This is a genomic window from Vibrio sp. (genome assembly GCF_038138445.1).
Taxonomy (GTDB): Bacteria; Pseudomonadota; Gammaproteobacteria; order Enterobacterales; family Vibrionaceae; genus Vibrio.
The window spans coordinates 1-14,500 of sequence record NZ_JAYQDQ010000096.1; the positions used below are offsets into that span (position 1 = coordinate 1).

Below are 14,500 nucleotides of genomic sequence, written 5' to 3' on the forward strand. Positions count from 1 at the left end.
TTGAACAGCAAAATGTCGCTTAATGAAGTGTCCAGTCTGGCTGGAGCAGATCAAACTTCGGGCTGAATGCGCTCTATCAGAGCTATATTACTGTAGATATCGATATCTTCAATCACTCCCGTCGCTCTTAACTGAGAGTGCATACTGGGGCTATAGTGATTAATCCCGCCAAATATGACTGGTGTTTCACCAACTTCTGGCGCTAATCGCTGCATCAGATTCAGCGCGTTATTATCGCTCACGACGATCGCAGAAAATTCTTCTTGGTTTAACTTAGTTTTATATAGCTGGTAGAGCTGTTCTAGATAGGTAGGATCCTGTATCCGTTTTGAATCGAGATACTCGACCCTCAAAACAAGGTGGTCGTCTTTCAGAACATCTTCCAGCCCTAATTGGAAAGCATCAGTCCAAAAAAAGCCCTGATGATATGAATGGACAACTAGGACGTCTTTACCTGCACCATGAGAATGCGAGAGCGCCGCATAAAATACCGCTAGAAGAATGAGACAAAAGCGCACTAAAATAGTTCTCATATTAATGTGGCAATTAATCTAATAGTATCACCATTGGTGATAATTTGAACTAGAGACCAATATTAAGTTGAGAACATAATGCAAGCCCAAAGTACTAAGATGGATGATTTAGATAGAACTATTCTAAAAACCTTAATGGAAGATGCTCGAACACCATATGCAGAAATGGCTAAGCAATTTGGTGTCAGTCCGGCTACCATCCATGTTCGAATCGAAAAAATGAAAGCCGCTGAAGTAATACAAGGCACAGAGGTAATCGTTGATACTAAAAAGCTCGGCTACGATGTCTGTTGCTTCATCGGTATCAACTTAAACGCAGCTCGTGACTATCATTCAGCCCTAGAAAAGTTAAATGCGTTAGAAGAGGTGGTTGAAGCTTATTACACCACTGGAGCCTACAACATCTTTGTTAAGTTAATGTGTCGCTCAATAGAGGAGTTACAATTCGTACTTATTGATAAGTTGCAGGCAATTGATGAGGTCCAGTCAACGGAAACTTTGATCTCGCTGCAAAACCCAATAAATAGAAACGTAAACCCATAATAATTACCCCTTCACTGAGGGCAATAAATTAATTAGATTCTAAATATTGTTTTAATTCGTCAACTGAAATGCCTTGTTCGGCAATAGATTTAGCTATCGAGGCAACCTCTTCGCCCTTTCTATCTTCTATGACTTGTTGGAATTGGAAGATAATATCGCGCAACATGTGCAAAGGAACTTGCTTAGCTGCACTACGAATACGCTCACCGCTTTGATTACCTAATTCATTGAGTAATTTACCAAACATGACTTTTTCTGGAGAGTCTTCAAGCTGCTCCAGCACACGAGCCATTTCATAAGTTGTCATCGACATCGAAGTTAAGCGTCCACATTGTTATTAGAAGTGAAGTTTAAATATACAATGTTTTTTTTGTTGTTCAAAGCAATTAGATCAAGTTAAGCCAAGGTTGTATGCCATTTTTTACCCGTTTTACTCAGCAAAATAAAAACACTTGGTACCACAATAAACATTTGCAGTGCGATCATTACATGAGGTTGCATATCCAGTCTATGCATGAGTGCAACCACCAAGCCTGAGCCGCTCATTTGAAACAACCCTAGTAATGCTGCTGCCGTACCCGCTTTATCCCCAAACGGTGCCAAGGCTTTACCCGCAGCCCCACCTAGAATAAAGGCGAAGCTGACTGAAGATAGAAATATTGGCAACATGAAGGCTAATGGAGTTTGATATTGAGACAGAAATAACATCAGCACTCCGCCTAAACCCAATAAAAGTATCGCAGCAATCAACACATTATAGGTACCATATCTGTCCATAAATTTAGGTGCACTTAAACAAGCAGTAATATTTACTACGGCATTGATACCAAACCAGAAAGTAAAGTCATTCATACTAAGCCCTAAGCCCTCAATTAAAACAACTGGAGCTGAGGTAACATAGCCCAATATCACAGCCATTGAAAACATACACAAGCAAGCATGAAATAGGAAAGACGGAGTAGTTAATACCGCCATATAGCGACTGGCCCGAAAAACAGGCTCGCAACTCGGTTTTGGATTGGTTTCCTTCATAGATACAGCCAGAGCTATATACACGAACACACCGAATAAAACCATAAATGAGAAGTTCGTTCGCCATCCGAACTCTTGCGTCAGCCAGCTGCCGAGAATTGGCGCCAAAGCAGGAATAAAACAAATCGCACCATTGAGGTAAGTGATAATTTTACCACTTTTGTTTGGTCCAAAAATATCGCGAACTGTTGCAAAGGCTGCTACCGATGTAGCACATGCACCCAAGCCTTGTAGCAGTCGAGCTAATAGCATCCACTCTATTGTTTGAGCCCCCCACGCCAATAAGGCGCTCAATGTGTAGATACTAACTCCCCCTAATGCAACAGTTCGACGTCCTAGTTTGTCTGCCAAAGGACCAGCAAATAGTTGACCAAGCCCCATAGCAAACAAAAACCATGTAATTGTATCTTGAATCAAAGCATGCTTGACGCTGAAAGACTCAGCCATTTGCGGCAATGCTGGTAGATAAATATCAATAGCTAATGGGCTAAAAAGCACTAGCAACACCAAAAGAACAATTTGCCCTTGGTTATGATTATTTGCGGCAGCAGTTGACATAAATTCAGACCCTAGCAAGCGTTGATGAAATTATTGACAGTGTATTCGAACCAAGTTATTACATCCAATGACACATAGTCATCAAAGATATTCCAAAAGGGAATTTCATATGAATATAGAAAAGTTGGCACGCATCGACCTTAATCTTCTTGTTTGCCTTAATGTACTCGCTGAAGAGCTGAATGTAACCCGAGCTGCTCATCGCCTATGTTTGAGCCAATCTGCAGTGAGCAAAAACTTAGCAAAACTCAGAACTCAATTTGGAGACCCTCTTTTCGTGCGCCATGCTCACGGACTAAAGCCAACACCTAAGGTATTGTTTTTGAAACCAAAGCTCGACAACTTAATTAATCACTTAGAACAAATCACTCAACCAGAAGAGTTTTCACCTGACTCTAGCGACTATCGCTTCCAAATCTCCACAGTAGAGAGTGTTTACCCCTTAATACTACCCCACTTTCTTCCCGAAATTTTCAAGCGCGCACCTAGTGTTACTATTAGTACCCACGCATGGACAGAGAATACGTTTAATCAAATCTTACGTGGTGATATGGATTTAGGTATTACCGGTAAAGACATCGATATTAATGATGCTAAATTGACCATGCTGCCACCCAACGATATTTGTGAAAAAGAAATCTATCGCGATAACCAAATGTGCCTATTGCGTCAAAATCACCCAGCCCTTTCGAATCCTTGGGATCTCGATAGCTATTTATCACAGAGGCACGTTCAAGTAAGGTGTGATGGCAATGATCGCTGGCTACTTGACTATCGCCTTGCAGATATTGGCAAAGAAAGAGATATTGCTATCACAGTTCCCGACTTCAACAGTGCAGCAATTCTTTGTTCTTACACTGATTTTATTTTTACTGCCCCAAGCCATTTCATCAAACTCTCCTCGCAGCAGTTAGGTTTAACAACACTTCCCTTACCGCTTGAGTTTCCACCTATGGCTTACACCATGTTTTGGCACCGAGATAGAGAAAAAGATCCTGCCATCTCATGGCTTCGACGCATTATTGAAGAGAAAACCACCTCTCTTAGATGATTTGCAGGCTCACGACAAAAAGAGTAGCTTATTCACATCGTCCGCTGTCAGTCATTTAGTCAGCAAGGACGCTCAACAAATGAAGGATTACGATAAATGCTTAAGACTACTGAGCAACGCCTAACTGCAATACGTCAATGGCTAAAAGACAAAGATATCGACGCACTGCTTGTACCGCATGAAGACGAATATTTGGGTGAATATGTACCCGCGCATAACGAACGCTTGCACTGGCTAACCGGTTTTACTGGCTCTGCTGGTGCCGCCGTCATCACAAAAGACCAAGCAGCCATTTTTGTCGACGGTCGTTATACGGTGCAAGTGACCAAGCAAGTTTCTGCCGACCACTTTGAGTATCGACACCTAGTTGAAGAACCAGTACTTGACTGGGTTAAATCCCATCTAGCCAAAGGCTCTCGTGTGGCCATTGATCCAAGAATGCACAGCGCCTCTTGGTTAGGTATGGCGCAGCAGAAACTCGCAGATACTCTAGAGCTAAAAATATTAGACACCAACCCTATTGATGCGCTTTGGCATGATCGTCCAGAGCCTATTGTTTCTGACGTTCGCCTCATGCCAACGGATGCTGTTGGTCAAACCTGCGAAAGCAAACGTCAACAAATCGCGGAACTTATCAAAAACCAAGGTGCTGACAGCGTTGTCATTACCGCTCTCGACTCCATATGCTGGCTGCTTAACATTCGTGGGCTTGATGTCTCTCGCTTACCCGTGCTGCTTTCCAATGTGATCTTACATGCTGACTCAAGTCTTGAATATTTCCTTGACCCAACTCGCTTACCACAGGGCTTTCATTCTCATGTCGGCCCGAATGTCACTGTCCACCACCCAGAATCACTTCAATCTAGAATAGAAGCTCTAACTGGCAGGCAGGTTATTTTGGATCCAGCCAACAGCAATGCTTGGTTCAAACTGGTGTTACAAAATGCGGGAGCGAATGTTGTTCATTGTGCAGACCCATGTCTAATGCCAAAAGCCGCAAAAAACGCAACAGAGGTTGCGGGCATGAGGGCGTGTCATATCCGCGATGGTGTAGCCATGACGAAGTTTTTATCTTGGTTAGATGAGCAAGTAAGCTCGGGGCATCTACATAATGAAGCAATACTAGCGGATAAACTTGAGTCATTTCGTTATCAAGATCCGACAATACAGGACCTGAGTTTTGATACTATTTCTGCGGCTGGACCGAATGCAGCTATGTGTCACTACAATCATGAAAATCAACCTACGCCTGGACAACTTGAGATGGACTCTCTTTATCTTGTTGATTCTGGCGGTCAATATATTGATGGCACAACGGATATCACCCGAACAATCGCCATTGGTCAACCTAGCGACGAGATGATCAAGCAATTTACTTTAGTACTTAAAGGCCATATTAATGTTGCCCGTGCTAAATTTCCCAAAAGTACTCGCGGCTATCAGATTGACACTCTCGCTCGTCAGCACCTTTGGGCAGAGGGTTATGATTACGATCATGGTACCGGTCATGGTGTCGGACATTTCTTAAATGTTCATGAGGGTCCAGCAAGTATTTCTAAACGACAAATTGACGTTCCACTCACAGCTGGCATGGTGCTCTCTAACGAGCCCGGATATTACCGAGCTGACGCATTTGGAATCCGAATTGAAAACCTCGAGCTAGTGGTTGAATCAGAAACCAATGGCGACTTTTCTGTGCTTAGCTTTGAATCTCTAACTCGCTGCCCAATCGATAAGCGTAATATCAATTTTGATATGTTGACGGACACAGAGTTAGACTGGCTGAACGAGTATCACCAAAAAGTATGGAGTGATGTCAGCCAACATGTTGAGGGTGAAGTGAGGCAGTGGCTACGTCAAGCAACGAATACTGTCACTCGATAAGCTCGCTCGCTAAGTAATACACAAATAAAAAGCTCCAGCTAAGGAGCTTTTTTTAGTTATCCATAGTTCTACTATCAACAATGAATGTTTCACGTGAAACATTCATTGTACTTGGCGAACTCCCGAATAAGCAGAATGCCAATCTCGCCATACAGGTTCAAACCCTTTAGCTATGATTGCACTTTCCACTTCCATTGCGCTTCTCTCATCACTAATTTCAAACTGTTCCAGCTCTTCCTGCTCGAATGAATAGCCACCAGGCTGAGTTTTTGACGCTGCAGAGATAGTGGTTACTCCTAAAGGGAACACATTATCTCTGAATGTCGCAGACTCACGTGTTGACATTGAAAGTTCAACCTGAGGGTTAAACAAACGATAGGCACATATAAGCTGCACCAATTGTTTATCTGTCATCACAGACTTAGGCTGGACATAATTCAACGAGCTTGAGCCCTCGCACGGACGCAGTCGTGGAAATGAGATTGAATAGCGAGTTTGCCAATAATTGCGCTCTAAATAATCTAGATGTGCGGCAACAAAAAAGCAGTCCGTTCGCCACTCTTCTAAACCAATTAGTGCACCCAGTCCAATTTTATCGATACCCGCTCTGGCGAGACGGTCTGGCGTGTCCAGCCGAAACTCAAAATCAGTCTTATTGCCGCGCAAGTGATGTTGAGCGTAAGTAGAAGGTTTATATGTCTCTTGATAAACCATGACCGCATCCAAGCCAAGTGCTTTCAATTCAACATATTGTTGCTGTTTAAGAGGTTGAACTTCCATTGCTAGATAACTGAAGCTGCGCTTTATAACTGGCACCATTTGACGAAAATAGTCCATTCCGACTTTTGTTTCATGCTCTCCTGTCACCAAAAGTATGCTATCAAACTTCATCTGTTTGATTGCTGTCACTTCTGCCATAACTTCATCTTTACTTAAAGTACGGCGTTTTATGCGATTCTGCATTGAAAAACCGCAATAAGTACAAGCATTAGCACACAGGTTAGATAGGTACAGTGGAATAAACAAGGAGATGGTATTGCCAAAACGCTTACGGGTAATGGCATACGACTTTTGAGCCATCAATTCAAGGTATGGCTCTGCTGCTGGTGAAATAAGGGCTTTAAAATCCTCTAAGTCCGGTTTTTCTTTGTTAAGTGCCCTTTCAACATCTCTTGCGGTTTTCGCATAAATCGAAATAGAGATATCATCCCAAACAAAGTGTTTAAACTCTTTACTGAAACTCATCAAGTTCTCCATTTTCCGCTAAATTTCATCAAGAAATGAAGTTAACGGACTTGATGAAACCGCATGATAAGCTTGACTGGCTAACCCTGCCTCATAAGCCATACGGCCAGCGATCACTGCCAATTTAAACGCCTCTCCCATATTAACAGGATCCCTGGACGCTGCGATCGCCGTGTTGACGATTACAGCGTCAGCACCCATCTCCATCGCTTGGGCAGCATGAGAAGGCGACCCAATTCCAGCATCAACAATCACGGGTACCCTAGCTTGGTCAATAATAATGTCCAAAAAATCCTTAGTGACTAGACCCCGATTTGACCCTATAGGTGAGCCAAGAGGCATTACAGCTGAGCAGCCGACTTCTTCCAACCGTTTACATAATACAGGATCAGCATGGCAGTAAGGCATTACGATAAAGCCCTGATTCACAAGCATCTCTGCAGCTTTTAGTGTCTCAGTCGGATCAGGCAATAAATATTTGGGATCAGGGTGAATTTCCAGTTTTACCCAATTGGTTTTTAGTGCCTCTCGTGCTAGGTTCGCCGCAAAAACGGCATCTTCGGCGTTTTTCGCACCAGATGTGTTGGGCAATAAACTTATGCCTTTTTCTAATAGCGGCGCAATAATATCGTCTTTGCTGTCGTTAATATTAACCCGCTTAAGTGCCATGGTGACAAGCTCAGAACCAGAGGCCTGTATTGCTGCAGCCATCAATCTGCCACTAGAGAACTTTCCAGTGCCAGTAATCAACCTTGATTCAAACTGTCTATCCCCAATTGCTAACATCTCACTCATCCTCCAGCGATCGCTTGAAACAAACAAATGCGATCCCCTTCTACCAGTACAGTCTCAGTCCACTCGCTACCGGGGACCACTTGATTATTAATCGAGAATACGTAGCCGTTCTCAGACAAACCTAACTGATTTACTATCTGCTCGAGGTTTGAGTCTTTAGCCACCTGTTTTGAAATATCGTTAATTACGATAGTCATTAGATCATGGTTCGCTTGTGAACGATGAAATACTTTTTGTTCAGAAGTTGTCACTGCCTTCCTGTCCTTAAATATTTGATAAAGTTTATGCTCCAGGCATCACATGTAGCTTGGTTTAAATACAACTTTAGCTACAAACTTTGCACTGTTTATCTTTCATTATCGATAAGTACTGCCATTGCATTTGTAGGCCATCAAACCTATGCAGCATAGGTACCTTGAAGTGAAACCGACCAGTTGCAAGCTTTTGAATGGCGGCAAGTGCTTGATAGTTTCCTAAAATCCCAACAACCGGCCCAATTACACCTAGCTCTGCGCAATTGTGTACCTGCTCAACTTCATCAAATGGGTATAGGCAACGATAACAAGCATTACTTTCCCTCTTCGAACTAAAGTCAAAAACACAGAACTGCCCAAGCCAGCCTATAGCAGCAGCAGATATCAAATCTGTATTCTGCTCTAAGCAAACTTGGTTAATCAGTTGCCGAGTAGGCATGTTATCTGAGCAATCTAATACGATGTCAGCTAACATTACCTCTAGCTCGAGTTGATATTTGCTCAGTCTTTTATCCAAACTTCGTATCTTTACGGCTGGGTTTAAAGCTAATAACTGGCTCCTCATCGCCTGAGTTTTAGATGAAGAGATGTCTTTATCGCGATAAACAACCTGTCGATGGAGGTTGCTAAAGTCAACTTCATCATCATCAATAATGACCAACTTACCCACACCTGAGCCAGCTAAATATAAACTTGCGGCGCTACCTAGTCCGCCGCAGCCAATCATGAGCACATGTGACTGACCTAACTTAACTTGCCCCTGATAGCCAATCTCTGGAAGAGCGATTTGCCGCTGATAACGAGTAAACTCATCATCCGTTAACATAAGCTCTCCTAGGTTCTTTTAAAGCAATTCCTTTGTAAACATGGTTTTTGTCTGCGTAGCGCTCGATTAATTCAGTAAAACAACTAAGGCTAGTCTCTATGTTATCTGAAGTAGAAATAGCATCTATCAAGGCAATACTGGATACACCACATTGCAAGACCTGCTCAGCATTCGCTTGGTTAATACCACCAATTGCTACCGTAGGACAATGGCGGGTTTTAACGCTATCGCTTGGTATATAACAACAACCAATATTGTCGATGAGCTGTTGGTATAATGCCAAACGGGTAAGCCCTTGTGGCTTTGACGCTAACTGTTTGGAGTTGGTATGAAAAATAGGTCCGACGGCAATATAGCTAGGACAAAGACTCACCCCACACAAAAGCTCATAATAACCATGAGTTGAAATGCCCAGCCGAAGATTGGCCTGGTTGATAAGTGCCAAATTTGATTCTTCTAAGTCTTCTTGGCCTAAATGAACGCCAAAAGCACCATGTTGAATCGCGAGTTCCCAGTAATCATTGATAAAAATTTGGCCACCATATTGGCATCCAAGTTCAATAGATCTAACAATTTCCCTCTCCAACTCAATTGAACTTAGGCCCTTCAAGCGCAACTGAATTGTTTTTACGCCTAACTCTAGTAGCTTTTCCACCCATTCGCTGCTGCTGACAATCGGGTATATACCTAAGCCATCTTTCGCAATAGCTGCAAATGGACCATCAGACATATTTGATGAACAGCCTGATTTAATACCTAAATGTGAGTCGTTCAGTATAGGTATGGGAAACTGAGAAATCTTATTCGGCCACCTAAACAAACCTAGATTTAAGTCATTCCCTACATATGTTTCACGTGGAACATTCTCATTTGTATTAGTTATTGCTCGAGCCAAAACCCAAGAGTCTTCAATGGAGAAATCCAATGCGAAGAGCGTAACGAACCAACAAAAGTGCTGCTCTGGTTTGAAGTTATCACTACTAAATTTAGGACTACAAGATAATGCTTGAGTCTTTGCTGCTACAGGGTTAAACCATATATCCATATGATTTTTTGTGCTTTTTTCAATATCATCAATGCCTATATAGAAAGAGCTATGAGAGTAACTTTTATAATCTAGAGCGGACAGCTTGGAATGATAGTAGACATGATGAGTGTTTTCAGTCACTTCTAAAGCATCATCAGTAATATCCGTATTAAAATCAGTCACCTGATGATCTTTAATTATTTTAAGTGATGAAGTAGAACTCACACCCAACTCTATCTCATTAATGTCAAACCCTTGCTCTTTAGCGTTCAATAAATGTCGTTGAATCAGGTCTGTAAGCTCAATCAGTGACTTGGGAATAAGGATTTTTGTCATTATTCATTGGCCTCAGCATGAACTGCAGGATGATAGAGTTCAGACCCTGTCGCTAGAAACTCCTGTGATTTTTTACGCATTCCTTCCAGAGGATCATCCAGCATTTTTATTCTAATAGCTTGGTCAGCAGCGACCTGCTGCTTGTCTTTGGCGTACTCTCGAACCTCTTGGGAGATTTTCATTGAGCAAAACTTAGGGCCGCACATAGAGCAGAAGTGCGCTACTTTGCCTGATTCTTGAGGTAGTGTTTCATCATGAAAAGAACGAGCAGTATCTGGGTCTAGAGCTAAGTTAAATTGGTCTTCCCAGCGAAACTCAAAACGCGCTTTAGACAAAGCATTATCTCGAACTTGCGCTCCGGGATGCCCCTTAGCTAAATCTGCCGCATGTGCAGCTATTTTGTAGGTAATAAGCCCAGTTTTTACATCTTCTTTATTAGGTAAACCTAAATGCTCTTTAGGTGTTACATAACAAAGCATGGCGCATCCGTACCAACCAATCATCGCCGCCCCAATACCCGATGTAATGTGGTCATAGCCCGGTGCAATATCGGTAGTCAATGGTCCAAGAGTATAGAAAGGTGCTTCATGGCAATGGTGCAATTGCTCTTCCATATTCTCTTTAATCATGTGCATAGGTACATGACCTGGACCCTCTATAATAACTTGTACATCGTATTCCCAAGTGATCTTGGTGAGTTCACCAAGAGTCCTCAGCTCGGCAAATTGTGCTTCGTCATTAGAATCAGCAACAGACCCTGGTCTTAGTCCATCACCTAGGGAAAGTGCGACATCATACTGGGCACAAATTTCGCAAATCTCTCTAAAGTGTGTGTAAAGAAAGCTCTCTTCATGATGCGCCAAGCACCACTTGGCAATAATCGACCCTCCACGAGAAACGATTCCAGTCACGCGTTTAGCCGTCATGGGGACATAACGTAAAAGAAGGCCAGCATGAATGGTAAAGTAATCAACACCCTGCTCTGCTTGCTCTATCAAGGTGTCACGCATAACTTCCCAGTTCAGGTTTTCAGCAACACCATTGACCTTCTCTAGCGCCTGATACATAGGAACCGTGCCTATTGGCACTGGGCTGTTACGTAAAATCCACTCTCGTGTTTCATGAATATTGCGGCCAGTGGAAAGATCCATCACCGTGTCGCCTCCCCAGCGAGTTGACCAAACCAGCTTTTCAACTTCCTCTTCAATTGACGACGTAACCGATGAATTACCAATGTTAGCGTTCACTTTAACAAGAAAGTTGCGGCCAATGATCATAGGCTCAGACTCGGGGTGGTTGATGTTGGAGGGTATAATTGCACGGCCCTGCGCAACCTCCTGACGCACAAACTCAGGGGTAATATCCTTGGGTAAATGGGCGCCAAAGCTTTCACCCTGGTGCTGTTGGTTTAAGGTCTTATCTCGGTAGACTGCGCGCCCCATATTCTCGCGCAGTGCAATATATTCCATCTCTGGAGTTACGATACCCTTGCGAGCATAATGAAGCTGAGTAACGCATTGGCCTTTCTTGGCACGACGAACACAAGGAAGGTTTCCATACCTAAGGTCATCAAGAGTTTCATCCGCTAAGCGCTGCTTGGAATAGACTGAACTTACATCGTCTAGTAGTTCAGTATCACTGCGCTCTATGATCCACCCCTCTCTGAGTTTGGGCAAACCAGTATAAAGGTCGATGTCATGGTCAGGATCTGTATATGGCCCAGAAGTGTCATAGACTCTAACTGCTTCATTAGGCTCAAAAACGGGACTCTCTTTACTTCCACCAATTAAGCTATCTGAAAGTCTAATTTGACGCATGGGAACACGGATATCGGGCCTAGAGCCTTCAACATAGACTTTACTAGAGTTAGGATATGGTGCAGCTGAAAGCGTGTCTATAAACTGTTTTGCTTCCAGTCGAGCTTGTTTGCGATTCGACATAGCATTTTTCCTTGCTTTGTTATTCTTAGATAAAAAGTCATAAAAATGCTTGGCGGAAAGATGCGACAAGAGGTGTCAAACGAGAGCTAAATCGGTTTACTTCAAGTAACAATAACGATACAGCTGTGTTCGACAAGTTGATAGATAAACCAGAACTGAAGCTGGTATAGATATCTTCTCTTGTTCCCTTCGCAGATACTAATCTGATCAGGTTCAACGGATCCCGAATAAACGGTCTCAGCCTTATGGCACTCCGACAAGTAAACAAAGTATATAGAAGAGACTTGGTCAAACCAAGCCAAGTTAAACAGTAATTAGAGAAATATTGACAGTCACTAGAGCCTGGCGATCAATTGAAAGCCCATCCAAGCGGCAGAAATACTCAAAACGACATTCGCTAATATATTGAGGCCCATTTTAAAAAACTCGCCCTGCTGCATCAGCAAAACATTATCCATAGAAAAAGTCGAGAAGGTGGTCAAAGCCCCAAGAAAACCCAAGCCGATAATTTGGCGCCATGGCTCACTGGCTAACATTTCATTCTCAAATGCAGCAATGAGAAGCCCCATAACAAAAGAGCCAGCCACATTAACCGTCAAGGTTCCATAAGGAAAACCTCGTCCAAGTAAGGCAACAAAAAACTCAGTCACAAGATAACGAGAACATGCCCCCAATGCCCCACCAAGTGCAATAAACCCAAGAATAGAAAGCTGTCCCATTATCCCCCCAGAGAATGCCTGTTACCTTTGGATAGTTAACGATCAATAGTAACAAATTATCGAGTAATATAACTGCAAAATAATATGAGATTTTAAAAGTTACAGGAGTCACTTTACTTCAATATAACCCATTAAGCCTGTCTTCATATGCTCAATCACATGGCAATGATACATCCAGCGTCCAGGATTGTCGGCAACAAACGCCGCTTTAGCTGTTCCATTCTTACCAAGTAGCACTGTGTCGGTATGAAAAGGCTCTTCTACTTTTTTGCCATTCAGCTCCAACACTGTAAATGTGTGCCCATGTAAGTGAATAGGATGATGGTACTGAGTAACATTCTTTAGATAAAAAATGTATGTCTTACCCAGCTCAAGTGAAGCAAGTGGCTCGGGTATATTATCTTTTGACATCCCTCCCATGCTCGTTTATTGGTTAACCAGAACTTAGGCATCGATTTACCATTCTTGCCAACTGGTGATACTGCACCCTCCCACTCGAATACAAAATCGAGCTTTAGGGCATTATCAAGGTCAAGCTCGGGAACAGGGTTAAGGGGCAGCTTTGGAATGGCTCTCTGCTCAGGAAGATCTGAATGGACAATATCAAACTCACATAATGGGAAGGGGAAGCGTCCCTTCATATAACGCACATAAACACGCTCTCCTTGCTTAGGAGCAATTAAAGCAAGGTCAAGTCTCATACCAGGGCCAATTTTATGCTGAGACAACTCATAAGGAGATTCTATTGGATTACCATCTATCGCTATAACCCATGCGCGCGCGCCTTCAACAGCAATTGGGTAGGTCAAAGTATTATCCACATTCGCAATACGTATCCGAGTGGCTGCATTTTCTTTTAACTGATAAACCGGCTCATGGACGCCATTGACACTACTCCACTCTCCCGGCGTGCCCATTCTGGCACTTAGGCGAGGGATCATAAGATCTTTCCACTGCCCCTGCTTATCAAGGTGCCAATGCTTGAGCATCAGGTCATATTCTTGGTCAAACTGAACAGGAACTGACTCTTCAACAATGATCAAGCCAACCAAGCCCATGCCTAACTGCTTAACGCTATTCATATGGGGATGGTACCAAAATGTGCCAGCATCAGGCGGGGTAAATTTATATACAAAGGTTTCACCGGGCATAATAGGTGGCTGGCTAAGAAATGGGACACCATCCATTTCTATAGGTATTCGCAATCCATGCCAATGAATGGTTGTAGGCTCATTAAGTTTGTTAGTAAATCGAATCGTTACCTCTTGCCCCTGACGACACCGAATAGTCGGAGCAGGTATCTCACCATTGAAACCGAGAACCTTCGTTGTATAACCGGGAACAAGCTCTGCTGAAGCGGGCTCTGCCGTAAGATCATATACCCATCCGTCTTCATTATGAGAAGATCGAGTTAAACTACAAGCTGGAAGAACACTGAGTGCGGAAAGCGCTAAACCAGATTTTACAAATTGGCGACGAGAGATATCCATGGATATTAGACTGTAAATTCAACAAGAAGATAAATGTAACAGATAAATAAGAACACTTCTCATCGATATATAACAAAAATCATCGACCATCCATGAGGCATAAAAGCAGTATCAAGAACAGCCTCTAAATACGGCAGAGGTGAAGAGATTCGAACTCCCAACAAGCGCATTCTTTGGGTATAAGCTGAATCCGCTGCTTATCGCTATAAAGTAAAAAGGCTCCAGTCTTTCGACTAGAGCCTCTGTATATGGCAGGGGTGGAGAGAT

Annotated in this window: 12 protein-coding genes, 2 pseudogenes and 1 riboswitch; of the genes and pseudogenes, 3 read left to right on the forward strand and 11 right to left on the reverse strand. The window is 42.9% G+C overall.

Annotation, left to right across the window (positions count from 1 at the left end):
* Positions 1–53: 53 nt before the first annotated feature.
* Positions 54–518, reverse strand: a pseudogene (locus tag AAFM34_RS17880) (GGDEF domain-containing protein); the annotation flags it as partial.
* 93 nt (positions 519–611) lie between these two features.
* Here AAFM34_RS17880 and asnC point away from each other — a divergent pair.
* Positions 612–1,076: a transcriptional regulator AsnC gene (asnC, locus tag AAFM34_RS17885; protein ID WP_341665169.1), complete on the forward strand. Its 465-nt coding sequence runs from the start codon at positions 612–614 to the stop codon at positions 1,074–1,076.
* A gap of 28 nt (positions 1,077–1,104) precedes the next feature.
* Here asnC and AAFM34_RS17890 read toward each other — a convergent pair whose 3' ends face one another.
* Together AAFM34_RS17890 and AAFM34_RS17895 are read right to left on the reverse strand one after the other, a co-directional pair.
* Positions 1,105–1,389, reverse strand: a complete 285-nt coding sequence (locus tag AAFM34_RS17890) for a hypothetical protein (RefSeq protein ID WP_114787644.1) — start codon at positions 1,387–1,389, stop codon at positions 1,105–1,107.
* Positions 1,390–1,472: 83 nt separating this feature from the next.
* Positions 1,473–2,666, reverse strand: a complete 1,194-nt coding sequence (locus tag AAFM34_RS17895; protein WP_341665171.1) for a multidrug effflux MFS transporter — start codon at positions 2,664–2,666, stop codon at positions 1,473–1,475.
* Positions 2,667–2,775: 109 nt separating this feature from the next.
* On the opposite strand from AAFM34_RS17895, the gene AAFM34_RS17900 reads away from it, so the two are divergent.
* Positions 2,776–3,717, forward strand: coding sequence for a LysR family transcriptional regulator (locus tag AAFM34_RS17900; protein ID WP_341665173.1), 942 nt, complete (start codon positions 2,776–2,778; stop codon positions 3,715–3,717).
* Positions 3,718–3,813: 96 nt separating this feature from the next.
* Positions 3,814–5,601, forward strand: coding sequence for an aminopeptidase P family protein (locus AAFM34_RS17905; protein WP_341665175.1), 1,788 nt, complete (start codon positions 3,814–3,816; stop codon positions 5,599–5,601).
* A gap of 102 nt (positions 5,602–5,703) precedes the next feature.
* Here AAFM34_RS17905 and thiH read toward each other — a convergent pair whose 3' ends face one another.
* From thiH to AAFM34_RS17945, 8 genes and pseudogenes are all read right to left on the reverse strand, one after another.
* Complete coding sequence (gene thiH / locus AAFM34_RS17910) at positions 5,704–6,846, reverse strand: 2-iminoacetate synthase ThiH (protein WP_341665177.1); 1,143 nt, start codon at positions 6,844–6,846, stop codon at positions 5,704–5,706.
* Between the two features lie 18 nt (positions 6,847–6,864).
* The gene (locus AAFM34_RS17915; RefSeq protein ID WP_341665179.1) at positions 6,865–7,632 is read right to left on the reverse strand and encodes a thiazole synthase; all 768 of its coding nucleotides are present in this window, start codon (positions 7,630–7,632) and stop codon (positions 6,865–6,867) included.
* Between the two features lie 5 nt (positions 7,633–7,637).
* Positions 7,638–7,892 carry a sulfur carrier protein ThiS gene (gene thiS, locus AAFM34_RS17920; RefSeq protein WP_341665181.1) on the reverse strand — a complete coding sequence of 85 codons (255 nt, stop codon included), beginning with the start codon at positions 7,890–7,892 and terminating at the stop codon, positions 7,638–7,640.
* 73 nt (positions 7,893–7,965) lie between these two features.
* Positions 7,966–8,721, reverse strand: coding sequence for a HesA/MoeB/ThiF family protein (locus tag AAFM34_RS17925; RefSeq protein ID WP_341665183.1), 756 nt, complete (start codon positions 8,719–8,721; stop codon positions 7,966–7,968).
* Positions 8,708–10,084, reverse strand: a complete 1,377-nt coding sequence (locus AAFM34_RS17930; protein WP_341665186.1) for a thiamine phosphate synthase — start codon at positions 10,082–10,084, stop codon at positions 8,708–8,710. Before AAFM34_RS17930 ends, AAFM34_RS17925 begins: the two co-directional genes overlap by 14 nt.
* Entirely contained in the window at positions 10,084–12,024 is a 1,941-nt protein-coding gene (gene thiC, locus AAFM34_RS17935) for a phosphomethylpyrimidine synthase ThiC (RefSeq protein WP_341665188.1), read from the reverse strand. Before thiC ends, AAFM34_RS17930 begins: the two co-directional genes overlap by 1 nt.
* Positions 12,025–12,191: 167 nt before the next feature.
* Positions 12,192–12,290, reverse strand: a riboswitch (TPP riboswitch).
* Between the two features lie 69 nt (positions 12,291–12,359).
* Positions 12,360–12,743, reverse strand: coding sequence for a fluoride efflux transporter CrcB (gene crcB, locus AAFM34_RS17940; protein WP_341665190.1), 384 nt, complete (start codon positions 12,741–12,743; stop codon positions 12,360–12,362).
* Positions 12,744–12,851: 108 nt separating this feature from the next.
* A pseudogene (locus AAFM34_RS17945) lies at positions 12,852–14,233 on the reverse strand (multicopper oxidase domain-containing protein).
* Between the last annotated feature and the right edge of the window lie 267 nt (positions 14,234–14,500).

Coding starts and splice junctions, on each gene's coding strand:
- asnC (WP_341665169.1), top strand. CDS start 612: ATGCAAGCCCAAAGTACTAAGATGGATGATTTAGATAGAACTATTCTA.
- AAFM34_RS17890 (WP_114787644.1), bottom strand. CDS start 1,389: ATGTCGATGACAACTTATGAAATGGCTCGTGTGCTGGAGCAGCTTGAA.
- AAFM34_RS17895 (WP_341665171.1), bottom strand. CDS start 2,666: ATGTCAACTGCTGCCGCAAATAATCATAACCAAGGGCAAATTGTTCTT.
- AAFM34_RS17900 (WP_341665173.1), top strand. CDS start 2,776: ATGAATATAGAAAAGTTGGCACGCATCGACCTTAATCTTCTTGTTTGC.
- AAFM34_RS17905 (WP_341665175.1), top strand. CDS start 3,814: ATGCTTAAGACTACTGAGCAACGCCTAACTGCAATACGTCAATGGCTA.
- thiH (WP_341665177.1), bottom strand. CDS start 6,846: ATGAGTTTCAGTAAAGAGTTTAAACACTTTGTTTGGGATGATATCTCT.
- AAFM34_RS17915 (WP_341665179.1), bottom strand. CDS start 7,632: ATGTTAGCAATTGGGGATAGACAGTTTGAATCAAGGTTGATTACTGGC.
- AAFM34_RS17925 (WP_341665183.1), bottom strand. CDS start 8,721: ATGTTAACGGATGATGAGTTTACTCGTTATCAGCGGCAAATCGCTCTT.
- AAFM34_RS17930 (WP_341665186.1), bottom strand. CDS start 10,084: ATGACAAAAATCCTTATTCCCAAGTCACTGATTGAGCTTACAGACCTG.
- thiC (WP_341665188.1), bottom strand. CDS start 12,024: ATGTCGAATCGCAAACAAGCTCGACTGGAAGCAAAACAGTTTATAGAC.
- crcB (WP_341665190.1), bottom strand. CDS start 12,743: ATGGGACAGCTTTCTATTCTTGGGTTTATTGCACTTGGTGGGGCATTG.